This is a genomic window from Candidatus Eremiobacteraceae bacterium, assembly GCA_035314825.1.
Lineage (GTDB): Bacteria > Vulcanimicrobiota > Vulcanimicrobiia > Eremiobacterales > Eremiobacteraceae > JAFAHD01.
Map to the genome: position 1 here is coordinate 1 of DATFYX010000031.1, position 25,080 is coordinate 25,080.

A 25,080-nucleotide genomic window follows, 5' to 3' on the forward strand; every position below is an offset into this window, starting at 1 on the left:
CAAAGAGAAGATTCCCGTGGAGCGCGCCAAGTTTATCGAGGGCTGTGTCCGCAGCGGCATGGACGAGCAGCTGGCGACGAAGATCTGGCAGTTCATCGAACCGTTCGCTGGCTACGGGTTCCCCAAAGCCCACGCGGTGTGCTATGGTTTGCTCGCTTACCGCACGGCCTGGCTCAAAGCCAATCATCCGCTCGCGTTCATGGCCGCGCTGCTCTCGTCGTTGAAGAACAACGTCGACAAAGTGGCCGAGTATCTGGCGGAATGCGCCATCATGAAGGTGCCCATCCGGCCTCCGGACGTCAACGAATCGGGCACGGACTTCACCGTCACCGACGGCGCCATCCGCTTCGGGCTAGGCGCGGTTCGCAACGTCGGCGAGAACGCGATCGCCGAATTGATCGCCAAGCGAACGCAATCGCCCTTCGTCTCGCTGGCCGACCTGTGCGCGCGGGTCGACGGCCGCCAGGTCAACAGGCGCGTGCTCGAGTCGCTGATAAAAGCTGGTGCGCTCGACGCGTTCGGCGGCCGCGCCGCACTGCTGGCAGGGCTCGATGGCGCGTTGGACTACGGCGCGCAGATCCAGCAGGAGCGGGATCTCGGCCAGACGTCGCTGTTCGGCGGCGCGGGCGCGGAGCATCTGCCCCCGCCCAGGCTGCCGGACGTGCCCGAGGCGACGCCGTCTGCGCGGCTCGCACAAGAGAAGGAAGCGATCGGGGTTTATATCTCCGGGCACCCGCTTGCGGACAAAGCGCGCGAACTGGCACGGCGCACCACCTCGACGATCGCGGCGCTGCGCGAAAGCGCAGAAGATGAAGTCGTGTGGGTCGGTGGCGTCATCACCTCGGCGCGCCGCGTCATCACCAAGACGGGCGACCAGATGCTCATCGCGCGCTTAGAGGATCAGAGCGCCGCGATCGAAGTGGTCGTGTTCCCGAAGTGGTACGCGGAGGCGGCGCCGATCCTCTCCGCCGACCAGATCGTCGTCATCAAAGGCCGCGTCAAAGAGCGCCGCGCGTTGGGCAAGCCTGCGGCGGTCGTTGCGCCGACGGACGACAACCCCGACGACGAACGTGTCGAGCTGACGCTGCAGGCGATCGAGGCGTGGCCGTTCGAGAAAGCTCGCATCCTCTCGGATGCGGCAACGCGCTCTTCGAACGCGCCCAACGCGATCATCGCGCGCAGTGCGCCCGTCGCGATCCACATCCGCATGCTCGGCGACGGCGACGATGCGACGCGCCTTTCGCGCCTGCGCGACATGGTGCTGGCCGCGGGCCTCGGCGATGGGAGAATCGTCCTGCACGCTCCCGCGGATGGCGAAAGCCGGCCGCTCTCGCGCACCCTGCGCATCACGGGCGAGCTCCGCGACGAGCTCGCGCGCGTGTTCGGCACCGACAACGTGTGGGAAGGCGCCGCGTGAAACCGCCCGCGCTGATCGCGCTCGACGTCGACGGCACGCTCATCGGGCCATCTCTGACCGTCGACGAATGCAACCGCGACGCGATCGTGCAGATCACCTCGCGCGGCGCCACGATCTGTCTGGCGAGCGGGCGCATGTTCGCGGCGGCTCGGCCGTTCGCCGCAGACTTGGGCCTGCCGGGACCGATCATCGTTCTCAATGGTGCGGCGATCTACGACGCGACCAGCGGCGTCAGGCTGACCGCGACGCCGCTGCAGCCGGCGACGGCACTGCGCGCGTACGACGACCTCAAAGCCAACGGCTTCCACCTGCAGCTGTACTTCGGCGACGATCTGTACCTCGACGAGCTTGACGAGCGCGCGCGCGCCTATCTGGAACTGTCGCGCGTCGAGCCGATCGTGGTGGATGACCTGCGTCCGCTGCTCGACGGCTCGCCGCCCGGCGACATCGGCCCGATGAAGGTGCTCGCCGTCGACTCGCCCGCGCGCGTCGCCGCGCATATCCCGAAGCTCGCGCAGATCATGGGCGACGCGGCCCTGGTCTTCAAGAGCCAACCAAACTATCTGGAAGTGACGGATCCGGAGGCGACCAAGGGACACGCGTTGAGCTGGCTTGCCAAGTCGATGGGTCTGGCGTTGGATGACCTTGCGGCGATCGGCGATTCGGACAACGACGTGCCGATGCTGCAAGCCGCGGGCCATTCGTTTGCCGTCGCCAACGCCAGTCCGGCGGCGCGCGCCGCGGCGCAGCGCGTCGTAGCCGCCCAAGACCGGTGCGGCGTCGCCGAAGCATTGCAGCTTCTCATGAACGGACAGGCCGTTGGCTAGCGTCACTGCCGGCCAACGGCGCGCGGCTGCGTCGCGCAGCGCACTCCTGCGCCGCGTCGGCCTGTTCGCCCTTACGCTGGCGGCGGCGGCCCTGCTGTCGTACGGGGGCATGCTGCTCGCCGCGGATCCGCGCCTGGCTTTGGGCGACGTCGTGGTGAGCGGTGCGCGTCGCACGCCCGCCGCTGATGTCATCAACGCCGCGGCATTGCCGAGCGGGCGCAACGTCTGGCTGCTCAACACCGGCGCGGCGGCCCGCGCCGTCGAAACGTTGCCGTGGATCGGCTCGGCTCGGGTCGAGCGCGGCTGGCCGAACCTGGTGACTATCTCGGTGGTGGAGCGAGCGCCCGCAGCTCGCGTGCGCTTGGACGCGGGCGCAGACATGCTGGTGGACCAGGACGGGAGAGTGCTCGGTCCTGCGTCGCTGGACGCGGACCAGGCGCTGCCGCTGCTACGCGTCACGCCGCTGCCGCCCGACGCGGGCACAGCGGGGGCGCAACTCGGCGGGACCTCGATCGGCGACGCGCTCGACGCCGCGCGACAGCTCGCCGCGCTTGGCGTCCACATGACGGAAATCCGCAGCGAGCGGGTCATGGGATTCAGCGCCATCACCAGCGCCGGTTTGCGCGTGGTATTCGGCGATCTCGATGGGCTCGCAGGTAAAGTCGCGCTGTTCGACGCGATCAGCAAGCACATCGCGCAGCCGCAAACGGTCGAGTACATCGACGTGCGCAGCACGGCAGCACCGACGGTGCAATATCGGCGATGAAAAATTGCAAAGACAAAAGAGGGAACTCGTTTTGCGCTTGGAATGCGTTCTCTTCATGTGAGTGCGGCGACCTTCGGGTCGCCGAACGCGTTCTATGGCGAGGTTATCCACATCCCGTGTGCATGAGTGGCGGCGCGCCTGTGCACAACCGCGCTGTGTCTGTGGAGAATATGAGGACGAGTCTTGGCGCGTAGCGACATCATTGCCGGCCTCGACATCGGCACGACGAAAACGGCCGCGGTCATCGCCAGCCAGAACCCGCAGGGAGCGATGGATATCATCGGCTTCGGGGTCGCGCCATCGCTCGGGCTGCGCAAAGGCGTGGTGACGGATCTGGAAGAGACCGTGAAGTCGATCGAGGCCGCCGTCGAGAGCGCCGAACGCATGGCCGGCGTCAGCATCGCGTCTGCGTATGTGGGAGTCACCGGCGAACACGTGCGCTCGCAGAACACGCACGGCATCGTGGCCGTCGGCGGCGACGAGCACGAAGTGGCGCCGCTCGACGTCAAGCGCGTGGTGGACGCGAGCACGATCATCAATGTGGGCGCCGACCGGCAGATCATCCACACGTTGCCGCGCGAGTTCGCGGTCGACGGCCAGAACGGCATCACCGATCCGGTCGGCATGGCCGGCGGTCGGCTGGAAGTCGACACGCACGTCGTCACCGCGGGCGCATCGTTCGTCACCAACGTGCTCAAGTGCGTGCACCGCGCCGGCATCGAGCCTGTGGGCGTCATCTTCGAGCCGCTCGCATCGGGCGCTGCCGTGCTGTTGCCCGAAGAACGCAACGCGGGCGTGGCGCTGCTCGACATCGGCGGCGGCACGACAGACCTCGCGGTCTACTGGGGCGGCGGCGTCTATCACACGTGGACCGTGCCGGTGGGCGGCAACATCGTCACCAACGATATCGCGCTCGGCCTCAAGACGAGCTTCCAAGAAGCCGAGACGATCAAGCACGTCTACGGCACCGCCGATCTTTCGCTCGACCTCGATCAGGACACGTTTGAGGTGAAGTCGCTGTCAGGCCGCACGAGCCGCGGCGCCTCGAAACATTTCTTGCGCCAGATCATCGTGGCGCGCATGACCGAGATATTCAAGCTCGTGCGCGCGAATCTCGCCGAGAACTGCCCGCCCGAGGTCATGCTGGCCGAACTGGTGCTCACCGGCGGTGGTTCGCAGCTCGGCGGCTTGGATGCGCTCGCATCCGACTACTTCGATTTGCCGGCGCGCATCGGCCATCCGATGCATGTCGGCGGCCTCACGGAGACCATCAAGAACCCGGCGTATGCCACCGCAGTCGGGCTCGTGCTTTTCGGCGCCGCTGGAGACGGCGGGGGGAAACCGGAGCGCACGAATGGTCGCGGCACATGGTCGCGTGTCGCGACCTGGGTTGGCCAGGTCTTTCGGCTGTGAAGCCAAGGGGAGAAACAGGATGACGGAACATCCACGGCGCTACGTGCCCGAGCACATGGCGAGCATCAAGGTGATCGGCGTCGGCGGAGGAGGCTGCAACGCTATCAACCGCATGGTCGACGCCGGCATCAGGGGCGCCGAGTTCTATTCGATCAACACCGACGTCCAGGCGTTGAAGAACTCGCGCACTGAGAACACGCTGCAGATCGGACAGAACCTGACGCGTGGCCTGGGCGCGGGAGCCGATCCGGAGATCGGCCGCCAGGCCGCCGAAGAATCAAAAGAAGACCTGGCCATGCTGGTCGAGGGAGCCGATCTCGTGTTCATCGCTGCCGGCATGGGCGGCGGCACGGGCACCGGTGCATCGCCGATCGTCGCGGAGATGGCGCACGGCGCAGGCGCGCTGACCGTCGGCGTGGTCACCAAGCCGTTCGGGTTCGAGCTGCGCAAGCGCGCGCAGATCGCCGAACGCGGCATCGCCGATCTCGAGCAGAAGGTCGACACGCTCATCGTCATCCCGAACGACCGGCTGCTCTCGATCATCGAAAAGCGCACGCCGCTGACCGAAGCCTTCCGCAGCGCTGACGACGTGCTGCGCCAAGGCATCCAGGGCATCACCGATCTCATCACCCAGCCCGGCTTGATCAACCTCGACTTCGCCGACGTGCGGCGCGTCATGACCGACGCAGGCTCGGCGCTGATGGGCATCGGCAAGGCCTCCGGCGAGAATCGCGCGGCGGATGCGGCGCAAAAGGCGATCTCCAGCCCGTTGCTGGAGGCGACGATCGACGGCGCGCGCGGCGTGATCTTCAACATCTACGGCGGACCGGATCTCTCGATGTTCGAGGTCAACGAGGCGGCCGAGCTGATCAGCAAAGCCGTCGATCCCGACGCCGAAGTCATCTTCGGCGCGACGATCGAGGAGAACATGAACAGCGAGGTGCGCGTGACCGTGCTCGCGACCGGCTTCGGATCGCGTGCGCGCGAGAAGACGCGCGTCGTCGGCGTCGGCGAGATCGAAAAGGTCAAGCCCGTCAACATGGACGAGATCGAGGTCCCGGCGTTCCTACGGTACTCGCGCTAACGCCCCATGGAGCGGTCGAATTTATTCGACCGCTACGGGCGCCACGGCGCACCGATATAGCGGCAGCCGTGGAACCCGGTCGTAAGGTCGTCGGCGATCTGCTCGCCGGCATCGGGATAGATCGCCAGACGCCGCAGGTCGGCGATCGGATGCCAGACGCACGCAGCCACGCGCGGGTCGAGCGACGCACCGAGCGGCCCGCGCAAGGCCGCCTCGAAGACGAGCTGGATGACGTGGCGTGCACCCGACGGCGCGCGCGTTTCCACAACGTAGCGAAAGGCGCCGATGTCGGCCGCTGCTCCCGCCTCTTCGGCCAACTCTCGCGCCAGCGCCGCAGGGGCGGTCTCGCCGGGTTCGACGCCGCCGCCCGGCAGCAGAAACGCGACGTGACTCCCGCGCACGTGTTTGGCGAGCAGTACGCAGCCGTCTTGGAGGCACAGCGCAGCGACGCGGGTCCGCAGCATCGCGCTGGCTATTCGGAGGTGTCACGATGAAAGCCGTTTGCAGCGAATGCATCGACATCGCTCTGCCGGTCGGCCGGGTGTTCGAGTTCGTATCGGACCTGGCGCGCTGGCCGCTGTGGCTGAGCTTCGTCGTGTGCGCCCAAAGCCCGGACGAGCAGGAGGTCGAGATCTGCATGCAGCGCGGCAAGCGCCGCTGGCGCGAGACTTTCGACGTGATCCGCTACGTGCCCAACGCGTTCTTCTGGCTCGAGGGCGCGCTGTCGGCGGCGCGGCGTATCGAGTTCCGCTTCGAACAGCGCCGCACGGGCACGCGGCTGCATTGCTCGATCGGCTATCCGGTCTATGGCGGCGGCTTAGGAGTCGCGCGCGATGCGTTGTTCGAGCGCCGCAGGGTCGCGCGCGATCTCGAGCGCTCGCTGCTGGGTCTGAAGACCACGCTTGAAGACGCCCATCGCGTCGACGAGGCTGAAGAAGGTATCGTTATGGGGAGCGCAAATCAACCGCTTCCTGCCTGATGCCGACGTATGATTACCGCTGCAAACAGTGCGGCACCACCCATGAGATCGCTCACGGCTTCAACGACCCCCGGCCGACCACGTGTCCGGCGTGCGGGGGTCAGCTAGCGCGCGTCTTCCATCCGGTGGGCGTCGTGTTCAAGGGCTCAGGCTTCCATAAGACCGATTACGCCGGCACGGGCGCCAAGAAGGACGCGGCTGAACCGGCCGCGCCCAAGGCCGACAGCGCCAAATCGGATGGTGCCAAGACGGAAGGCTCGGCTTCGTCCGCACCGGCTGCGCCGAAGAGCGAGAAGCCGCCGGCCGCGACCCCGCCGCCCGGCAAGTCGGATTCCAAACCGTCCGGATCGAGTTGAGATGTTCCATGTCATCGGCGTGACGCTCGTGCTCATCGCGCTTCTCGCGGTCGCGGGCGGCGCTGCGTTCGTCGCGGTGCGTCTCGTCCAGTTCGCGCGCGCGGGCAAGGCACTACGCCGCCATCCGATCTTCGAAGCCGATTGGCGCGCGCACCAGCAAGAGACGGTGCAGCGCATACGTGCGGGTGGCGCCAAGCTTAAGGAAGACATAGGTAGCCTCGCCGCCGCAATCGCTCGGCTCGCGCTGGCGCTGGATGAACTCGGCGCGCTCGCGTACGGCAGCTCGCGCCCGATCGAGCGGATCCTGCGCATCGGCCTTCCGTGGCTAGCCGGACTGCTGCGCGCGCCCGAAGGCCGCTGATCGACCGTCACCCACGTTCGGCATACGCCGCGTGCCACGCCGCCTCAAATCCTGGAAACGATGTGCCGATGCACACGGCGTCGTCGATGGCGATCGGCGCTTTCGCGGCGGCTGCCAGCACCGCGGCCGTCATGCCGATGCGATGGTCCCCGCCCGTGGCGATCCGCTCGGGCGGGCGGAGCGGCCGCCCACCGCGCACAGCGATGCCATCGGGCAGTTCGGTCACCGCGACGCCGAACGCGCGCAGCAGCTCGACGGTAGACGCGATGCGGTCGGACTCCTTGCCGCGCAGCTCCTCCGCCCCACGCACGACGAACGCGCCCTGCGCGGTAGCCGCCACCGCGCACAGCAGCGGGATCTCGTCGATGAGGTTCGGGATGCGCGCCGGATCGAGCTCGACGTTGCGCAGGGGCGCGGCCGACGACACCTCGATGTCGGCTACCGGTTCGCCGTGCATGACGCGCAAACCGCGGATGCTGATGTGCGCGCCCATGTCGCGCATGACGTCGAGCGCAGCAGTGCGCGTCGGATTGATGCCCACACCGAGTACTGAGATGCGGCTGCCCTGCACGCAAGTGGCCGCGGCGATGAAGTAGGCCGCTGACGAGACGTCGCCCGGGACCTCGTAGTCCGCGAGCGCATGCAGCGATGACGGCTGCACGCGCACGCGCAGGCCCTCGATCGCGAGCGCGGCGCCCATCTCGGCGAGCATCAGCTCGCTGTGGTCGCGGCTCTGGCACGGACTGGAAATAGTCGTCGTGCCGCGAGCCCGCAGCGCTGCGAGCATGATCGCCGTCTTCACCTGCGCCGAGGCGGTCTCGAGCTCGTGCGTGATCCCGTGTAAGCGCGTATCCGAGCGCGAGAGAGTCAGCGGTGCGTGCCCGCCTGGCGAGCTGCGCACGTCCGCTCCCATCGCGCGCAGCGGCACAGCGACGCGCTCCATCGGCCTGCGGCGCAGGCTCTCGTCGCCGTCCAACACCGCGTTGGCCCGCCCGGCCAAGAGCCCGGCAAGCACGCGCATCGTCGTGCCCGAGTTCCCACAGTCGATGGGAGCCGCCGGGTCGCGGAATTCGCCGGCGCCATCCACAGCGAGCGCCGTGCCGTCGTCCTCGACACTCACGCCGAGGCCGCGCAGGGCGCGAATCGTCGCAGCCACGTCCTCGCCGCGGTTGATGCCGAGCACGCGCGTCCTGCCGGTCGCTGCGCCTGCGAATATCAGGATGCGGTGCGAGATCGACTTGTCGCCCGGCACGCGCAGGGGTCCGTGCAGACGCTCCGGCGCGCGCAACTGTATGGATGTCACGCGGCCAGCTTGCGACCCGCAGATGCCGTCACCTCCTGCGCGCGGTTGACGAAAGTCGGGCGCATCGCACGAGCGCTGCGCGCTGCGAACAGGATATCAGCGAAGCCCATCTTAAGACTCGAACGTCCATGAGCATCGCCGCCGCCGCTTCGAGCGTGTCCGTCAAGACGCTGCGTTACACGAGCCTGGGCTCGGCGCTGTTCGCCCTCGCGCTCGTCGTGTGGGGCGGCATCGTGCGCATCAATGGGGCCGGCATGACGTGCCCCGATTGGCCGCGCTGCCGCGGCGCCTGGTTCCCAGCCCTCAACGACAGCGTCGTCTACGAATGGACGCATCGGCTCGGCGCGCCCATCCTCACGCTGTTGATCGTCGCCACGTTCATCGCCGCGTGGCAGGCGCGGCGCGAACTGCCCGCAGCCTGGCGCGCCGCATGGTACCCGGCCGGCTTGCTGGTCGCGCAGATCATCGTCGGCGGCCTCACGATCAGGTACATCAACAATCCACCCAGCGTCGCTGCGCATCTCGGCCTGGGCATGTTGACCTTTGTGAGCCTGCTCGTCGTATGGTATGCGGCCGCGCAGCCGGCGGGCACGACGGCGCCGTTCGATTCGCCCGCAGCTTCGCTGTCGTTCAGCCGGCTCGCGCTGTCTGCCGCTGCCGTCACATTCGCCGCGATCCTGGCTGCCGGGTATATGAGCGCTTCAAACGACGGCCTCGCATGCACGCAATTCCCGCTTTGTAACGGATGGGGGGCGCCGCAGTCGCTGGCCCAACAGATCCACATGGCGCATCGCTTGCTCGCGTATGCAGCCTTCGCGCTTGTGCTGGTCTTGGGCCTCATCGGGATGCGTAGCCGAGACGCGCGCACGCGCTCCCTCTCCGCCCTTGCGCTGGTCCTCGCTGTCGTGCAGATCGCGTTGGGAGTCGCAACCGTGATGACCGCCCTTGAGCCCGTCTTGCGCTCGCTGCATCAAGCCAACGGTGCTCTCCTGTTCGCGACCCTCGTCATCCTCACGTATGCCGCCTATGCAGCCACGGCCGCTCCGGCCGGCACCGGCGCTGCAGACCCGGCACCGGCGCCGCAGCGCGCCGTCGCGCAAAACCCGTGAGCGCACTGAGCGTCGCGATGGGCGACGCGCGCACCATGGTGCGCGACTACGTCACGCTGACCAAACCGAACGTGATGTCGCTGTTGCTGTTCACCACGCTGGCGGCGATGTTCATCGCGCAGGGCGGCGTGCCCAACGCGTGGCTGATGATCTGCACGCTGCTGGGCGGCGCGCTCGCGGCGGGATCGTCCGGCGCGCTCAACATGTACTTCGACCGCGACATCGACGCGGTCATGAGCCGCACCCGCAACCGCCCGATCCCGAGCGGCCGGCTACCTGCGGCCCATGCGTTGGTGTTCGGCATCGTCCTGGCGATCGCGTCGTTCGCGGTGCTTGGGTTGACCGTCAACCTGCTCGCCGCAGCCCTCGCGCTGGCCGGCATCGCGTTCTACGTCGGCGTCTATACGCTGTGGCTCAAACGCACGAGCGTGCAGAACATCGTCATCGGGGGCGCTGCCGGCGCCGTGCCGCCGCTTGTCGGGTGGGCGGCGGTCACCGGCAAGCTCGACTTCACGGCCGCCCTGCTCTTCACGATCGTGTTCCTGTGGACGCCCCCTCATTTCTGGGCGCTCGCGCTCATCGCCAAGGGCGAATACGCGAAGGTCGGCATCCCGATGCTGCCGGTGGTTCGCGGCGACGCCGAGACGAAACGCCAGATCATCATCTATAGCGTGGTGCTCGTCGCCCTGACGCTTGCCTTAGTGCCGCTGCACGTGATGGGAGGCGTCTACCTGGCTTGCGCGGTGGCGCTCGACGCCGCGTTCCTCACCTGCGCGGTGCGCGTTGCGCGCGACGGCTCGATCCAGAGCGAGCGCGCCATGTACAAATTCTCGATGTTATACCTCGCCTTGCTCTTCGTCGCCATGGTGGTGGACCGGTTCGGACACGGTCCGGGGGCGTGAGCTCGGCGCACGCCGCATACAGGCCTAGCGGCGTGCTTGCGCCGCTCGCCCTCGGGATGTTCATGCGCGCGCTGCAGCTGACGATCATCGCACCGTCCTTGCTGGACATGGCGACATCGTTGCGCGCCGGACTTGCGAGTCTCGGGTGGATCATCGTCGCCTATGCCACCGGCTCGCTGATCGCGCAGCCGATCGCGGGCCGCCTCTCCGACGCGAAAGGCCGCAAGCTCGTCTTCGTGGCGGCAATCGCGCTGTTCGGGCTCGGCTCGCTGGTCTGCGCGCTGTCCACATCGTTTGCCGTCTTGATCCTGGGGCGCGTGATCCAGTCGCTCGGCGCGGGCGCGGTGGCGCCGGCGGCTACCGCGATCATCGGCGACTCGGTGCCAGACGACAGGCAGGGCGGCGCGCTCGGGCTGATCTACGGCGCGTTCGCGCTTGCGGCCGTGGTCGGATCCGTCTTAGGCGGCGTGCTCATAGACGCGGGCCACCGGCTGCATCTGCAGTTCTCCTGGCATCTGATCTTCTGGGTCAACATCCCGCTGGCGTTGATCACGTTGCTGCTCGCCGCGGGCCTGCCGGCGGACAAGGCGCCGCGACAGCGTGTCGGGTTTGATGCGGGCGCCGTTGCGCTCATCGTCGGCTTTGCCGCCTGTGTGATGGGAGCCGGGGCCGCGCCGCCGTTGCAGCTCCCGCTGTGGCTCGGCGCCGCCGTCGCATGTGTTGTCGGACTCGTCATGTGGGAGCGGCGCAGCGCTGACCCCTTGATCGATCCTGCCCTGCTGCGCGAGCCCGGCACAGCGCTCGTCTACGCGATCGCCTTCGTGTCGGCGATTCCTATCTTCTCGGTGACGATCTACTCGGCCACCTACTACATGGCGCGCTTCCATGCGAGCGCGGCGCAGGCCGGCCTCGCGCTCTTGTTCCTCGCGCTTCCCCTGGGCCTCGGTCAAGGGGCCGGCGGGCGGCTGCTCAACCGATTCGGACCCAAGGGCGTGCTCGCGACGGGACTCGCCGTATTGGCTGCCGGACTGGCATTCCTGGCATTCGATCCGCAGTTGTGGGGCGTGCGCATCGGACTGGCCCTGTCCGGTCTTGGCATGGGCCTAGGGACCGCACCTCCGAACGTGCTCATCTACCGTTATGTGGACGCGAGCCGTCGCGGCGCCGCGACCGGCCTGCTGACGATGTTCGCAAGTTCCGGCGCGATCACGGCGCCGGCGATCGTCACGGCGTCGTTGAATCGCGGCCTCGATGCGGCAATCGATTTCCGCGCCGAGTACCTGGTCGCGTTCGCGCTTGCGCTCGGATGCATTCCACTGGCGACGCTGCTTCCGGTCGCGGCTCCCCCCGCGCGGCCGAGGGAATCCGAACCCGTGGCGGTAACTCGGACTCCATACCCAGCGGTCGAATGAAGCCGAAGTGGCGGAACTGGCAGACGCACGCGACTCAAAATCGCGCGAGGTCACCCCTCATGTGGGTTCGATTCCCACCTTCGGCATACGACAAAACCACCATGGGCGGCGAGGATGCATCTGCGCCGCCGTGTAAGCGCCCGGCCGGGGGAGCTCACAGCTGAACGAGACACGCAGAGCGCCGCTGCTGGACACCGAGTTCTGGTCGGTGACGTTCATCTTGACCGTCATCAGCGGCTTGCTGATGTGGGGCGTCGTCGTCTTTCCGATCGACGACTACTTGCCGCGCGCCTCGTCGGCCGCCACCGACATCGATTTCATCTTCCGCTTCATGGCCTTCTTCGGCGTGCCGATCCTCGTCTACGTCAACGGCTTCTTGCTGTATTTCGCCTGGCGCTACCATACGCGCAAGGGCGACGATCTCATGGCGGTCGGCTCGGACATCCACGACCAGCCCGCGCTTGAGGCGGCCTGGACGATCATCCCATCGATTCTGATGCTGATCCTCGGCGTGATCAGCTATCTGGTGATGCCCAAGTACTATCTCGCCAGCGCGGCCAGCGTCGCGACGATCGAAGCCGTCGGGCACACGTTCTATTACGAATTCCGCTATCCGGGTCTGAAGCATCCGGTCGAGAACGAGATGCACCTGCCGATCGGCAAACAGGTGACCATCGACCTCACCTCGTCTGAAGACGACATCCGCAATGCCGTGATCCACTCGTTCTGGGCTCCCGAGTTCCGCGTCAAGCAAGACATGATCCCGGGCATGATCGTGCCGATCCACTTCACGCCGACGCGCATCGGCACGTACCGCATCATCTGTACCGAATTCTGCGGGCTCGGCCATTCGGAGATGGTGGGCAAGGTCGTCGTCGAGTCGCAAGCGGACTTCGACGCCTGGTTCAAGAGCCAGCAGCAGCTGCAGGCGAGCGCCGGCATGCAAGGGCCGATCCCGATCGCCAACGGCGACGCTGCCGCGGGCGGCCGCGTGTTCGCCACGAAATGCACGGGCTGCCATGCTGTCGGGCCGTTCTCGGAGCGCAAGGTCGGCCCGGGGCTAGGGAACCTGTTCCACGACCCGGATCATCCGGACTTGGTGACGGGCAAGCCGGCCGACCCGGATGACGTCGCCGACGTCATCGAGCACGGAGCCTCAGGCGACCTGGGCACCATGCCGAACATGCAGGTCAACCAGTTGACGGACAAGGACGTCGCAAACCTGGTCGCCTACCTCGAGTCGCTGCACAAGTAGTAGTAGAAGAAGGACGAGCAGGCCACATGTCGATCGCGCAGCTCCAAGCCGAAGCCAGCCACGCGCACATCCATCCGCCGCCGCAAGGCTTCATCGCGAAGTACGTGATCAGCTTCGACCACAAAGTCATCGCGGTCCAGTACTTCATCACCAGCGGCCTGTTCTTCGTGCTTGCGGGCCTGCTGGCCGAGCTGGTGCGCGCACAGCTCATGCACGCGCACAACACGCTGCTCAGCCCCCAGACCTTTAACGAAGCCTACAGCATTCACGGCACCGCGATGGTGTGGCTCGTCATCATCCCGATCATGACCGGCGGTTTCGGCAACCTCGCGATGCCGCTGCAGATCGGCGCGCGCGACGTCGCCTTCCCCTGGCTCAACATGTTCAGTTTCTGGCTTTTCCCGCCGGCAGGCTTGCTCATCTTCTTGAGCTTCCTGTACGGCGCCCCGCAGGCAGGCTGGACCGAATATCCGCCGGTCAGCCTGCACACGCCAGGCACTGCGCTATGGTGTGCCGGCGTCTTCCTCATCGGCGTGTCCAGCACGATCACCGGCATCAATTTCATGGTCACGATCATCAAGATGCGTTGCCCCGGCATGACGTGGACGCGCATGCCGCTGTTCACCTGGGCGACGCTCGTGACCGCGTTCCTCTCCGCGATCGCGACGGCCAATCTTTCCGCGGCCCTGGCCGGCCTGTTCATCGAGAAGGTCTTCAGCGTGCCGTTCTACGATCCGGCCAACGGCGGCAGCCCGGTGCTGTGGCAGCACGTGTTCTGGTTCTACTCGCACCCGGCCGTCTACATCATGATCCTGCCGGGCTTCGGCATCGTGTCGGAGGTGATCCCGGTCTTCGTGCGCCGGCCGATCTTCGGCTACAAGGCGATCGCCTATTCGTCGGTGGCCATCGGCCTGGTGTCGTTCATGGTGTGGGCGCACCACATGTTCACCAGCGGCCTGTCGCGCTGGGTGCAGCTGCCGTTCATGATCCTCACCATGGCGGTGGCGATCCCCACCGGCATCAAGATATTCTCGTGGGTAGCCACGTTTTGGCGCGGGCACGTGCGTTTGAGCACGCCGCTGCTCTTCGTGATCGGATTCCTCTCGATGTTCACCTTCGGCGGCGTCACCGGCGTGATGCTCGCATCGGTGCCGGCGGACATCCACGAGCACGGCACGTATTTCATCGTCGCCCATCTGCACTACGTGTTGGTCGGCGGCAGCGTGTTCACGATCTTTGCGGGCCTGTATTATTGGTGGCCCAAGATGACCGGCCGCTTGCTCGACGAACGCCTCGGCAAGTGGCACTTCTGGATCGCGTTCTTGTCGTTCAATGCGACCTTCTTGCCGATGCACTGGCTCGGGCTGCTGGGCATGCCTCGTCGCGTGGTCTACTACGACCCGCAATTCGAGCCGACCAACATGTTCGTCTCGATCTCGGCCTTCGTGCTCGGAGCCTCGATGCTGATCTTCGCCTACAACGCGATCCGCAGCGCGAAGTACGGCAAGATCGCCGGACCCAACCCGTGGGGCGGGCGCACGCTCGAGTGGATGACCTCGTCGCCGCCGCCGTATTACAATTTCGCCGAGATCCCGATCGTGCTGGACGGCCCGTACGACTACGGCAAGCCGCTGCCGTATGCGAACATCTCGCAAGACCTGGCCACGGAGCCGGTGGCGTAAGCGATGGCGACGCACGCGCTGCCGGTCAGCGACGCCGAATACGCCGAAGTCCGCGGCCACCGGCTGGTCGGTTTCCTGTTCTTCCTGGTCTCGGACTCGATACTGTTCTGCTCGTTCATCTTCGGCTATCTCTACATCCGGGCGGCCTCGCCCGGCTGGCCTCCGCCGGGCGTGGAACGTCCGGGTCTCTATCTCGCGGCCGTCAACTCGATCGTGCTGTTCGGTTCCGGCGTGACCATGCATCTGGCGATGGAAGCCTGGCGCCACGCGAACCGCTCGCGCTTCACAGCCTTCATCATCGCCACCATTGTGCTCGGTCTCGGATTCTTGTCAGGGCAGGCCTACGAGTACACGCATCTGCACGACACGTGGGCCGGCAGCACCTTCGGGGCGTCGTTTTTCACGCTGACGGGCATGCACGGCTTCCACGTCTTCATCGGCGTGATCTTCCTGATCACCGTGCTGCTGCAGACGAGGCGCGGCGTATACGACCAGACCCGTTACTTCGGCCTGACGGCGGCGACGTTGTACTGGCATTTCGTCGACGTCATCTGGGTCGCGCTGTTCTTCTTGTTCTATGTCTATTGACGTAGTGGCGCGTTCTTCGACCGCGCCGAAGGAATAGGGGATGGACGGATCGATCCTATTGCGGATCATAGCCGGCGCCGGGGCGCTGGTGGTCGGCTTTTTCGCGGTCAAGGCGCTCTACGAGGAGTGGCCGAAAACCGCGCTCGAGGATCAGGTCACCAAGATCATGATGGCGCTGCTCACGCTGGGCTGCATCATCGTCCTCACCGTCGCGCTCGGCAAAGCCGGGCACGTCTAGGAGGCTGACATGGCACAAGGCGCGGAGGTCGACGAGTACGACATCCCGCAAAGCCGCGGGACCCCGGCGCTCGTTCGCTGGCTCGGCGTCGTCGGCGTCGCGATGATCGTCTTCATGGGAGCGATCACGATCGTGGAGGCCGGCGCAAATCACTATTGGCCCGCGAAAGACACGCCGACGGTGCCGCTGTCAGGCAGCTTGAGCTAGGGCTTCAGCTTCGGCGGCCGCGCACCGCCGACGCCAAGCATCGGGAAGTCTTCGGGCAGGATGCCCGTGGCGCGCCCGTCGATGGTATGAATCCCCCCGAACTCGCTGAACTCCATGAACGCAGGGTGCTCCTCATCGGGCAGCGCCCGCTCCCCCGTTGCAACCCATTCGCACGCCGTGCGCCCGTCTTCGAGCACGACCGCGATGTAGCCGCTGCTTCCAGGCAGCGATCGCTCATCGGGCGCGCGCGTTCGCACGTAGCCGTCGACGATGAAGATCGGCTCGCGGGTCTGCAGCAGCGCCCGAATCGGGTAGACGAGCAGCGCGACCGCATAGAGCACGAAGCAGACGGCGCCGAAACCGAAGACCCAGGCGAAGTAGATGTAGCCTTGATGTTCTTTGGCGTCGGCCATGTGGACGATGGCCAGCGTGAATAGCCCGAACGCCAGCGCAAGCGCCCCCGGCTCGAGCGCGACCACGAAGCGGCCGCTCGCGCCGCGCCAGACCACGCGCCGCTCCTCAGGGCGCCAGGGCCGCATGGCGATGCTTCGCCGGCGTTGGCTCGGGCTCAAGGGCTCCATGACGGCCTCGGTGTTCGGGGCGGCATGCGCTTTCGCCCTGGCGTCCGCCGTCTGCGCATCGGCGCGCGCCGCATCCGCCACGCCGGCCCCCAACCCGTTCGACCAGCCGGTTCACCCGCTCGGAGTCGGAGACGTCCTGCCTGACGCGACCTATGTCGATCAAGCCGGCCGCCGCGTCTCCATCCAGCAGTTGCGGGGCCGCACGCTCGTCATCGGTTTTATCTATACGAACTGCGCCGACGAGTGCCCGATCCTCACCGAGAAATTCGGCCGGCTGCAGGCCGCCCTGCCGGCCGACCGTTTCGAGCTGCTCGAGATCAGCATCGATCCCGCACGCGATACTCCGTTGGCGATCGCGAACTTCGCGCGCAGCCGCGGAGTGCGCGGCGAGAATTGGCGCGTGCTGACCGGCGACGCGTCACTGGTCGACTCGTTCGCCAAGCCGCTCGGCGTGTCGGTGGTTCAAGGCGATCGTGGTCAATTGCTGCACAGCGAGAGGACGGTGATCGCCGGGCCAGACGGCCGGATCGACCTTCTTGTCGATGACGCCGGATGGACCGCCACGCAGCTGGTCGCCGCGGCGCGCCATGCCGATGGGTTGCCGTCAAACGGGTTGGCGCGCTTCGACCTGGCGCTTGGCAAGGCGGTGCAAGCCGTGTGCGGCGGTTCGACCGCAGCGAAGTCCGGGATATGGGATCTGGTAGGGGTCTTGGGTGTCATCGTCGTCGGCGGCTTGGTCGCGCTGCTGCTGGCACGCCGCCTTTTTCTCACCTGAATGGAGCGGTCGAATTTATTCGACCGCAGGCACGACAACCGATCCGGGGGAAACCACCGCAACCGGGCGTCGAAGAGGACTTGGAGGCTTGGAGATGATGACGCGCAATGCATCGATGTTGGCCACGGCGTCCGTAACGGCGTTGCTCCTCGGCGCGTGCACGAACCCGACGACGCAGGGCGATTACGGCGCGCTCGCCGGCGTCGTGTCGTCGAGCGCCGGACCAGTCGCGGGCGCGCAAGTATGCGTCGCCGTCGTCGACTGCGCGACGACCGCGGCGGACGGCACGTATAAGATCTCAACGGTGCCCGGAGATCCGACCGGCGTCATGGAGACGGTGACCGCGAGTGCGACCGGTTATCAGCCCTTTACCACGCAAGTGCACATAACGTCAGGGCAGCAAACGCCTCTTAATATCACGCTCGTCCACGTCTAAGCGGCGCAAACGCGTACGGGATAGGCGTTTCGCAGACAGGAACCGGCGCGGGGGTGCGCCAAGAGCCGTCCCGTTACAAGTGTCCCAATGAGCATCGGCCGCCTACTAACGGCCGGTGCTTTGCGCTCCCCGGCAGCGAGCGCACGAAACTCGAGGGGGTTGGAGGACAGCGTGGTTATTTCGTCCGGTGAGACCGCCGCCGCAAAGCCGCGAGGCGAGTCCAAAGTCAACTCAGTCGACCGCGCATTGGTCATCCTCGAGTACCTGGGAACGCAGAGCAAGGAAGTCGGCGTCCGGGAGCTCGGCCAGGCGATCGGACTCTCGAAGAGCAGCGTTCACCGCATACTCCAGACCTTGCGCGCCCGCGGCTTCGTCAAATGGAACCCCGACAACGCCCGCTATTCCCTGGGCATCAAGGCCTTCGAGGTAGGCTGCGGCATCCTGCGGTCCATGGAGGCCCACACCGTCGCCAAACCGGTCCTGGAGCAGCTGGCCGTTGCGCTGGGCGAGACGGTTTTCTTGGGGGTCCTGGACGACACCGAGCTGGTCTATATCGAAAAAGTGGACGGCCGCCGGCCGGTCAAGATGTACGCCGACATCGGCGCGCGCCGGCCGATGCACTCCACCGGCATCGGCAAGGCGCTGCTCGCGCATCTCGATCGCGCCGAGATCGACCGCATCATCGCCAGCAAGCCGCTCGCCCGCTACACGAAGAACACCATCACCGATCCCGAGGCGTTGCGCCTCGAGCTGGAAAAAGTCCGCCGCCAGGCCTACGCGGAGGACAACGAAGAGACTGAAGAAGGGCTGTACTGTGTCGGCGCGCCGCTGTTCAACTATTCAGGCCGACCCGTCGCCGCGATCTCCGTCGCGGTGCCAAAGTTTGGGCAGCAGCAGCTGCCGCGCGATCGCGTCATCAAGCACGTCGTCGCCGCGGCGCAAGAGATCTCCGCCAAACTCGGCTACAGCGGCCGCGCGAAGAACGCCGCTCTCGGCTAGGCGCGGGCGATGAGCCAGCCCAAGCCTCGCGTGTTCGTCACCCGCGTGATCCCCGACGCCGGTCTGACGCTGCTCGAACGCCACACCGATCCCGATGTCTGGCCGCACGACCGCCCGCCGACGCGCGAGGAGCTGGTGCGCGGCTGCAAGGACGCAGACGCACTGGTCTGCCTTTTGACCGAGAAGGTCGACGCCGAAGTGCTCGAGGCGGCCCCCAAAGTGCGCATCGTCGCCAACGTCGCCGTGGGTTTTGACAATCTGGACGTCGCGGCAGGCACCAAAGCCGGCGTCGTCATGACCAATACGCCCGGCGTGCTCGACGACACGACCGCGGACCTCGCGTTCGCCCTCCTGCTCTGTACGGCGCGGCGCCTAGCCGAAGGGGATCGGCTGACGCGCACCGGCAGGTGGGGCGGCTGGGGTATCATGCAGCTGCTCGGCCACGACGTCCATCACGCGACGCTCGGCATCGTCGGATTCGGACGCATCGGGCGCGGCGTGGCGCGCCGGGCGCTCGGCTTCGACATGACCGTTCTCTATTCCGACGAATTCCCGGCTCCACCGGACGTCGAGCGCGAGCTGCGCGCGGCGCGCGTGCCGTTCGAGGAGCTGCTCACCCGCTCGGATTTCATCACCCTGCACACGCCGTTGCTGCCCGGCACCAAGCATCTCATGAACTCCGCGGCATTGCAGAAGATGAAGCCCACCGCGTGCCTGATCAACACATCGCGCGGTCCGGTCATCGACGAGGCGGCGCTCGTCGAAGCGCTGCGCGACGGCACGATCGCGGGCGCCGGGCTGGACGTGTACGAGAACGAACCGAAGCTCTCGCCCGGGTTGGCACAGCTTGAAAACGTCGTGCTGCTGCCGCATATCGGCAGCGCGAGCTATGCGACGCGCGGCAAGATGGCGCAGATGGCGGCCAACAACGTCATCGCCTTTTTCGAAGGCAAAGCGCCGCCCAACGCGCTCAACCCCGAGGTGCTCAAACGCTAGCAGGCCGGCGGGCCATCCGCAAGATCGTCATCGCCCCCGACAAGTTCAAGGGCAGCCTCAACGGGATCGAAGTTGCGCGGGCGATCGAGGCGGGGTTCAAGCGCGTGTTCTCCGATGCGACCTATGAGCTGGTGCCCGTGGCCGACGGCGGCGATGGCACGCTCGATGCGATGGTCTGCGCGTTGAACGGGCGCAAGATCGAGATGACGGTGTCTGGACCCGATGGCAAGCCCGTTTCGGCCCCCTACGGCTTGCTGCCTGAAAACGTCGCAGTCGTCGAAATGGCTCGTGCGAGCGGCCTTGCGCTGCTCCCTCCCGGCAGCAACGACCCGATGACGGCCACGAGCTACGGCACTGGCCAGCTCATCGCCGCCGCGCTCAAAGCCGGCGCCACGCGCATGATCGTGGCGATCGGCGGCAGCGCGACCAACGACGCGGGCACCGGCGCGCTGCGCGCGCTCGGCACCCGTTTTCTCGATAGAGATGGCGAGGAGCTGCCGCCTGGTGGCGCGGCGCTTACCCGGCTGCGGCACATCGACACGGGCGATTCCGACGCGCGGCTTTCCGGCACGAGGATTGAGATCGCCTGCGACGTCACGAACCCCCTCGTCGGTCCCAACGGGGCTTCCGCGATCTACGGACCGCAGAAAGGCGCATCACCGGCTCAAGTGCGGGAGCTCGACGAGGCCCTGGCGCAGTTCGCGATCATCGCCGCGAAGACGACCGGCGTAGACGTGCGGGATATTCCCGGTGCAGGTGCGGCCGGCGGATTCGGCGGCGGATTTCTGGCGCTTGCAGGCGCGCAGTTGCGTCCAGGCGCGCAGCTGGTGCTCGACGTGCTGGGATTCGCCCAACGCTTGGAAGGCGCCGACCTGGTCATCACCGGCGAAGGCCGGCTCGACAAGCAGACGCTGAACGGCAAAGCGCCCTATGCCGTTGCCCAAGCCGCGCGCGCTCGGGGGATCCCGGTCGTCGCGCTTGCAGGCAGCATTGCCCTGTCCGAAGACGAACTCGAGTCGGCGGGAATAGAGAAAGCTGTTGCGATTGCGCCAGCGACGATGCCAGTGGATCAAGCTATGCGTCGTGCGCGAGAGCTGATCGAAAGCGCTGCATTCCAGCTTGCGGGGAGGCTACCGCGATGAGCCACATGGACGAGCGCGCCAGGGGATCCATCGGAGATCTGCGCGCGTTTCAGAAACCTGGTTTGGAGACATTCAAGCGTTACATCCGCGGCGAACTTCCGGCCCCTCCCATGTTTCGACTCCTTGGGATACGGCCGACTGAAGCAGGCCTCGGCAAGACGACGTTCACGATGCCGGTGACGCGATGGTTGGAAGACGGCTTCGGTTTGTATTGGGGCGGCGTGTACGCGCTCTTCGCTGACGCGCCGCTTGCCGCCGCCATCTGGACGACGCTGCCCGCAGGTAAGACCGTCACGACGTCGGAGCTCAGCATGTCATTCGTCAGGCCGATGAGCAGGAAGACCACGAACATGATCGGGCGTGCCGAGATCATTCATTCGGGCAATCAGGTAGGATTGTCGATCATCCAGATCACCGATCACGAAGGGCGCCTGCTTGCATTTGGGAGCACCCGGTGCCTGATCTCTGACGTGCCGCTGGACTTGGAAGCCGAGTACCCGCCGCCTGATGTCGGGCCAACCGATCTGGTGGATCCTTATCTGCGGCCGGCTCCCGAAGACGGCTATTTCAGTCTCGACGAGGTGATGAACGGAACCCCGATCGACCTGCAGCGGCGAACGATCGCCGGCGAAAAAGTCTTTCCTGTATTCCAGCTCACCGGCTATCGCCCTACGTCGGTTGATGACGGCCGGCTCAGGAGCGTCATGCCGTCGTCGGCGTGGTTCTCGAACGGCGGACCTTCGATCTACGGTGGACTGCTCGCGTGGGCTGCGGACTTCACGATGGGCGGGGCGGTCTATTCCACCCTTTCGGCCGGCGATGTTTTCGCGACATTGGATATGCAGATCCGGTTCACAAGACCGGCCCTCATCAACTCCGGAGACTTCACGCTCGACGCGACGGTGAATCATCGCGGCCGGCTGCTGCGGGTCAGCTCCTGCAACATCGACAACGCCGAAGGAAAGCGCATAGCGATGGCAACCGCTTCCGCGCTGGTGGTCAAGGGCGGCGTCCGCGAGCTGCGCAAGGGACGGTTGCCCGAAGAGATCCTGGCTGAAGTGTCGGAGCGACCGAGAGGCTAGCGCGCGCTGGCTTGGCCGCCGACGATCTGCGGCACGTCGTTCGGGACCCCGCGGCCTTCGAGCTTGTCGTAGATCAGCTTCATGAGGCTATGCGCGAGCTTGCCGGCATCGTGGCGCACCAATTGGGTCTCTGACACGAACTTTCCGTAGATCGGCGTGACCCCCATCGCGGCGACGGCTTTGACGTCCGGACGCACCTGATATGCGCGCTCGGATTCGTAGCGGCGCAGCAAGCGATGCGGCTGCTCGACGTTGACGAGCACGTAATCGAAGATCTGGCGCCCGGTGCCTTTGAGCAATGCCCGCACGTGGTCGGCGGCGGTCATGCCGTCGGTCTCGCCCGGCTGCGTCATGATGTTGCAGACGTAGATCTTGAAGGCCATGGAGTGTTCGATCGCTTCGGCGATGCCGGGTACCAAGAGGTTCGGCATCACGCTGGTGTACAGGCTGCCCGGACCGAGGATGATAGCATCGGCTCCCAAGATCGCCTCGATCGCCTCGTCCAGCGGCTCGCAGTCGCCCGGGATCAGACGCACCGAGACGATCGGCGACGACGTGTGTGAGATGGACGACTCGCCGCACACGACCGTGCCGTCAGCCAGCGTTGCCTCGAGCGCCACGTCAGCGAGGGTCGAAGGCAGCACGCGGCCTTTGATCGCGAGCACGCGGCTGCTCTCTTTGATCGCGCGGTCGAAGTCGCCGGCGATGCCGCACATCGCGGCCAAGAAGAGATTGCCGAACGAATGCCCGCTCAGCCCGTCGCCTTCGTTGAACCGGTATTGGAAGAGCGCTGCCATCGTCGATTCGTTGTCGGCCAGCGCCACCAGACAATTGCGGATGTCGCCGGGCGGCAGCACGCCCAACTCCTGGCGCAGGCGGCCGCTCGAGCCGCCGTCGTCGGCGACCGTGACGACCGCGGTCAGATTCGCCGTATATTCCTTGAGACCGCGCAAGAGCGTCGACAGGCCGGTGCCGCCGCCGATCGCGACGATCCGGTAACCGCGCGCCAGCTGGCGGCGCTCGTAGACGACGTCGATCAAACGCTCCTCATCGCGCGGACTCACCGCGGACACGATGGATCGCATCCACTGCCGGATGCCGAGGTACACGCCGAACAACCCGACGACGATGAACGCCCACTCGATGGTGACCGGCGAGATCATGTCGCGCCCGATGAGCTGGCGGTCGATGTACTCGTTGATATGGAAGTTGAGGAACGGCGCGTGCGCTAGCAGACGCACGAAGCCGTCGAGGAACAGCGCGCCGCCGGCCAGCGCTAAGAACAGCCAGCGCTTGACCTTGATGCCCGGCGTGAGCCAGCGCATCGCGTGCGACCAGGCTTGGCGTCCGGAATTATTTTCGCGCATCGCGAAGCTCCACGAACGCGCGCACGTTATGGGTGCGCAGATGAGCGGCCAGCTCGGTCGCCAGATACACGGAACGATGGCGGCCGCCGGTGCAGCCGATGCCGATCGTCAAGTGCGCCTTGCCTTCGCGGATGAACAGAGGGACGAGGAAGTCGACGAAGCGGTAGAGCTCGCGTTCGAACGCCTGGACGTCCGCATCGCGCTTGAGAAACTCGACCACGGCCGGATGCGTGCCGGTGAGCGGGCGCAGCTCGTCGACGTAGTTGGGATTGGGAAGAAAGCGCGCGTCGAAGACCAGATCGGCGTCCAGCGGCACGCCGTGCTTGTAACCGAAAGCCACCACCGAGACGGTGAGCACGCCGGGCTCGGCGGTCGCATCGGCGGCATGCGCCAAGCGCTCCTTGAGCGCGGTCAGCGTCAGGGATGAGGTGTCGATGATGACGTCAGCCGCGTCGCGGATGGGCTTGAGCTCGTGGCGCTCGGCGCTGATGCTGTCCGTCACCCGGCCGTGGCCCGCCAGCGGGTGCTTGCGCCGCGTCTCCGAGTAGCGGCGGACGAGCACCTCGTCGCTCGCGTCCAAGAACACGACGCGATACGCGATGCCCTCGTCTTCGAGCGCGCGCAGCTGGCCCAGCAGATCGCCGAACATCTCTTCGCCGCGTATGTCGAGCACGAGGGCCACGTGCTGCAGATTGCGGCTGCTGGAGAAGAGCTCGGCGAACTTGGGGATCAGGCTGGGCGGGAGGTTGTCGACGCAGAAATATCCCAGATCTTCGAGGCACTTGGCGGCCTGGCTCTTGCCGGCGCCGGACATGCCGGTGACGATCACCACGTGCGGCGAAGGCAGCGCGCGGACCGGCTGCCGGGCGCTTGTGACGGATTGCTCGAACTGTCTTGATTTCACCTGATTGGGTATTGGCGGTCGGCGCGGCTCTGCCCCGCCGCAGCGGAAGAAGCCTGGGGTGGGGCGAAGCGGGGTCCCGTGAAGATATTCAGGCTTGAAGAGGCGACGGCGCTGTTGCCCATCATCAAGCCGCTGCTGGAACAGGTGACGCGCCGGCGGCGCGACTACGCCATCGCGATGCTCGAGGCCGAGGTCGCGCGCGGCTTTGCCGCGACGCCGAGCGAAGGACGCGACTCGTTGGTGATGCGCCGCGAAGCGCGCGAGCTGCACGAGGAGATCGGCGCGCGCATCGAAGCGATCCAACGGCACGGCTGCATCGTCAAAGATCTGGATCTGGGACTGGTGGACTTTCCCGCGTTGCGCGGCGGACAACTCGTGAACCTGTGCTGGCAGATGGATGAGCCGTCAATCGCGCATTGGCATGGCGTCGAAGAGGGCTTTGCGGCGCGCAAGCCGCTCTCGCGCAGACGCACCACGTAGATGTGGTCCCGCGCTCTTGAGCGCGGGCGTTCGAATATGCCGAGACGTGCCTGTAAGCCGGGTTCTGTAGCGGCGTGAGCCGCGACGATCATCTCTCTGCGACGTCCGTCGCCGGACGCCTGGTGCGACGTGATGTGGGAACCGGCGGGCCGCCGGCGCCTCCTTGCGGAGACGATCCCAACCGTCTTGCTCCGAGTGGGGTTTGCCCGTCAGCCGCCTTTCGGCGGCCCCGGTGCGCTCTTACCGCACCATTTCACCCTTACCACGAGGCTTGCGCCTTGGGCGGTATGTTTCTGTGGCACTTTCCTTCGAGTCGCCCCGACCAGCCGTTAACTGGCACCCTCGCCCGATGGAGCCCGGACTTTCCTCAAGCGATCGAATCGCCCGCGATCGTCCGGCACGCTCGGCCCGTGGATTAT

General features: G+C 66.3%; 28 protein-coding genes, 1 tRNA gene and 1 other RNA gene. 24 read left to right on the forward strand and 6 right to left on the reverse strand.

The genetic code is table 11. The features are described 5' to 3' along the window. The 5 genes from VKF82_04300 to ftsZ all read left to right on the forward strand — a co-directional run. The coding region (locus tag VKF82_04300; GenBank protein HME81279.1) for an OB-fold nucleic acid binding domain-containing protein at positions 1-1,417 on the forward strand (1,417 nt) is incomplete at its 5' end. Then, a complete protein-coding gene (locus VKF82_04305; GenBank protein ID HME81280.1) occupies positions 1,414-2,244 on the forward strand; it encodes a Cof-type HAD-IIB family hydrolase in 831 nt (276 codons plus the stop codon). The genes VKF82_04300 and VKF82_04305, both read left to right, overlap by 4 nt. Beyond that, positions 2,237-3,010, forward strand: coding sequence for an FtsQ-type POTRA domain-containing protein (locus VKF82_04310; GenBank protein ID HME81281.1), 774 nt, complete (start codon positions 2,237-2,239; stop codon positions 3,008-3,010). The genes VKF82_04305 and VKF82_04310 overlap by 8 nt, the downstream gene beginning before the upstream one ends. A gap of 183 nt (positions 3,011-3,193) precedes the next feature. Beyond that, the gene (gene ftsA / locus VKF82_04315; GenBank protein HME81282.1) at positions 3,194-4,423 is read left to right on the forward strand and encodes a cell division protein FtsA; all 1,230 of its coding nucleotides are present in this window, start codon (positions 3,194-3,196) and stop codon (positions 4,421-4,423) included. A 19-nt stretch (positions 4,424-4,442) separates the two neighbouring features. Beyond that, on the forward strand, positions 4,443-5,507 hold the full coding sequence (ftsZ, locus tag VKF82_04320; protein ID HME81283.1) for a cell division protein FtsZ: 1,065 nt from the start codon (positions 4,443-4,445) through the stop codon (positions 5,505-5,507). Between the two features lie 32 nt (positions 5,508-5,539). On the opposite strand, the gene VKF82_04325 is transcribed toward ftsZ, so the two are convergent. After that, positions 5,540-5,971 carry an NUDIX domain-containing protein gene (locus tag VKF82_04325; protein ID HME81284.1) on the reverse strand — a complete coding sequence of 144 codons (432 nt, stop codon included), beginning with the start codon at positions 5,969-5,971 and terminating at the stop codon, positions 5,540-5,542. Positions 5,972-5,997: 26 nt separating this feature from the next. Here VKF82_04325 and VKF82_04330 point away from each other — a divergent pair, with 26 nt between their 5' ends. The 3 genes from VKF82_04330 to VKF82_04340 are packed head-to-tail and all read left to right on the forward strand — an operon-like array spanning position 5,998 to position 7,203. Then, the gene (locus VKF82_04330) at positions 5,998-6,486 is read left to right on the forward strand and encodes an SRPBCC family protein (GenBank protein HME81285.1); all 489 of its coding nucleotides are present in this window, start codon (positions 5,998-6,000) and stop codon (positions 6,484-6,486) included. Continuing rightward, a complete protein-coding gene (locus tag VKF82_04335; GenBank protein HME81286.1) occupies positions 6,486-6,842 on the forward strand; it encodes an FmdB family zinc ribbon protein in 357 nt (118 codons plus the stop codon). The genes VKF82_04330 and VKF82_04335 overlap by 1 nt, the downstream gene beginning before the upstream one ends. A 1-nt stretch (position 6,843) precedes the next feature. Continuing rightward, positions 6,844-7,203, forward strand: coding sequence for a hypothetical protein (locus VKF82_04340; GenBank protein HME81287.1), 360 nt, complete (start codon positions 6,844-6,846; stop codon positions 7,201-7,203). 7 nt (positions 7,204-7,210) lie between these two features. Here the strand turns inward: VKF82_04340 and aroA are convergent, their stop codons facing one another. After that, complete coding sequence (gene aroA, locus VKF82_04345; protein ID HME81288.1) at positions 7,211-8,506, reverse strand: 3-phosphoshikimate 1-carboxyvinyltransferase; 1,296 nt, start codon at positions 8,504-8,506, stop codon at positions 7,211-7,213. Between the two features lie 128 nt (positions 8,507-8,634). Between aroA and VKF82_04350 the strand changes: the two genes are divergently transcribed. The 9 genes from VKF82_04350 to VKF82_04390 all read left to right on the forward strand — a co-directional run bounded on the left by VKF82_04350 (position 8,635) and on the right by VKF82_04390 (position 15,899). Then, positions 8,635-9,615 (forward strand): COX15/CtaA family protein, encoded by a 981-nt coding sequence (locus tag VKF82_04350; protein HME81289.1) that lies wholly within the window; start codon positions 8,635-8,637, stop codon positions 9,613-9,615. Further along, complete coding sequence (locus VKF82_04355; protein HME81290.1) at positions 9,612-10,517, forward strand: heme o synthase; 906 nt, start codon at positions 9,612-9,614, stop codon at positions 10,515-10,517. Before VKF82_04350 ends, VKF82_04355 begins: the two co-directional genes overlap by 4 nt. Next, positions 10,514-11,929: an MFS transporter gene (locus VKF82_04360; GenBank protein HME81291.1), complete on the forward strand. Its 1,416-nt coding sequence runs from the start codon at positions 10,514-10,516 to the stop codon at positions 11,927-11,929. Before VKF82_04355 ends, VKF82_04360 begins: the two co-directional genes overlap by 4 nt. A 1-nt stretch (position 11,930) precedes the next feature. Then, positions 11,931-12,015, forward strand: a tRNA-Leu gene (locus tag VKF82_04365). A gap of 122 nt (positions 12,016-12,137) precedes the next feature. After that, positions 12,138-13,184, forward strand: a complete 1,047-nt coding sequence (coxB, locus tag VKF82_04370) for a cytochrome c oxidase subunit II (protein HME81292.1) — start codon at positions 12,138-12,140, stop codon at positions 13,182-13,184. A 26-nt stretch (positions 13,185-13,210) separates the two neighbouring features. Then, positions 13,211-14,866: a cytochrome c oxidase subunit I gene (gene ctaD, locus VKF82_04375; GenBank protein ID HME81293.1), complete on the forward strand. Its 1,656-nt coding sequence runs from the start codon at positions 13,211-13,213 to the stop codon at positions 14,864-14,866. 3 nt (positions 14,867-14,869) lie between these two features. Next, positions 14,870-15,454 carry a heme-copper oxidase subunit III gene (locus VKF82_04380; protein HME81294.1) on the forward strand — a complete coding sequence of 195 codons (585 nt, stop codon included), beginning with the start codon at positions 14,870-14,872 and terminating at the stop codon, positions 15,452-15,454. Positions 15,455-15,494: 40 nt separating this feature from the next. Then, positions 15,495-15,692: a hypothetical protein gene (locus VKF82_04385; protein ID HME81295.1), complete on the forward strand. Its 198-nt coding sequence runs from the start codon at positions 15,495-15,497 to the stop codon at positions 15,690-15,692. Between the two features lie 9 nt (positions 15,693-15,701). Then, positions 15,702-15,899, forward strand: a complete 198-nt coding sequence (locus tag VKF82_04390) for a hypothetical protein (protein ID HME81296.1) — start codon at positions 15,702-15,704, stop codon at positions 15,897-15,899. On the opposite strand, the gene VKF82_04395 is transcribed toward VKF82_04390, so the two are convergent. After that, entirely contained in the window at positions 15,896-16,438 is a 543-nt protein-coding gene (locus tag VKF82_04395; protein HME81297.1) for a hypothetical protein, read from the reverse strand. The two genes, VKF82_04390 and VKF82_04395, sit on opposite strands and share 4 nt — an antisense overlap. Between VKF82_04395 and VKF82_04400 the strand changes: the two genes are divergently transcribed. From VKF82_04400 to VKF82_04425, 6 genes are all read left to right on the forward strand, one after another. Beyond that, positions 16,437-17,255, forward strand: a complete 819-nt coding sequence (locus VKF82_04400) for an SCO family protein (GenBank protein ID HME81298.1) — start codon at positions 16,437-16,439, stop codon at positions 17,253-17,255. The two genes, VKF82_04395 and VKF82_04400, sit on opposite strands and share 2 nt — an antisense overlap. Positions 17,256-17,349: 94 nt before the next feature. Then, a complete protein-coding gene (locus tag VKF82_04405; protein ID HME81299.1) occupies positions 17,350-17,691 on the forward strand; it encodes a carboxypeptidase-like regulatory domain-containing protein in 342 nt (113 codons plus the stop codon). 171 nt (positions 17,692-17,862) lie between these two features. Then, the gene (locus VKF82_04410; protein HME81300.1) at positions 17,863-18,690 is read left to right on the forward strand and encodes an IclR family transcriptional regulator; all 828 of its coding nucleotides are present in this window, start codon (positions 17,863-17,865) and stop codon (positions 18,688-18,690) included. A 9-nt stretch (positions 18,691-18,699) separates the two neighbouring features. Then, positions 18,700-19,686: a D-glycerate dehydrogenase gene (locus VKF82_04415; protein ID HME81301.1), complete on the forward strand. Its 987-nt coding sequence runs from the start codon at positions 18,700-18,702 to the stop codon at positions 19,684-19,686. 29 nt (positions 19,687-19,715) lie between these two features. Continuing rightward, a complete protein-coding gene (locus VKF82_04420) occupies positions 19,716-20,828 on the forward strand; it encodes a glycerate kinase (GenBank protein ID HME81302.1) in 1,113 nt (370 codons plus the stop codon). 5 nt (positions 20,829-20,833) lie between these two features. Then, the gene (locus VKF82_04425) at positions 20,834-21,910 is read left to right on the forward strand and encodes a PaaI family thioesterase (protein ID HME81303.1); all 1,077 of its coding nucleotides are present in this window, start codon (positions 20,834-20,836) and stop codon (positions 21,908-21,910) included. On the opposite strand, the gene VKF82_04430 is transcribed toward VKF82_04425, so the two are convergent. Continuing rightward, positions 21,907-23,277, reverse strand: coding sequence for a gluconeogenesis factor YvcK family protein (locus VKF82_04430; GenBank protein ID HME81304.1), 1,371 nt, complete (start codon positions 23,275-23,277; stop codon positions 21,907-21,909). The genes VKF82_04425 and VKF82_04430 overlap by 4 nt on opposite strands. Beyond that, entirely contained in the window at positions 23,264-24,181 is a 918-nt protein-coding gene (gene rapZ / locus VKF82_04435; GenBank protein HME81305.1) for an RNase adapter RapZ, read from the reverse strand. The genes VKF82_04430 and rapZ overlap by 14 nt, the downstream gene beginning before the upstream one ends. Before the next feature lie 78 nt (positions 24,182-24,259). Between rapZ and VKF82_04440 the strand changes: the two genes are divergently transcribed. Next, complete coding sequence (locus VKF82_04440; GenBank protein ID HME81306.1) at positions 24,260-24,661, forward strand: DUF2203 domain-containing protein; 402 nt, start codon at positions 24,260-24,262, stop codon at positions 24,659-24,661. Positions 24,662-24,697: 36 nt separating this feature from the next. Here the strand turns inward: VKF82_04440 and rnpB are convergent. Then, an RNA gene (gene rnpB, locus VKF82_04445) (RNase P RNA component class A) lies at positions 24,698-25,067 on the reverse strand. Positions 25,068-25,080 lie beyond the last annotated feature (13 nt).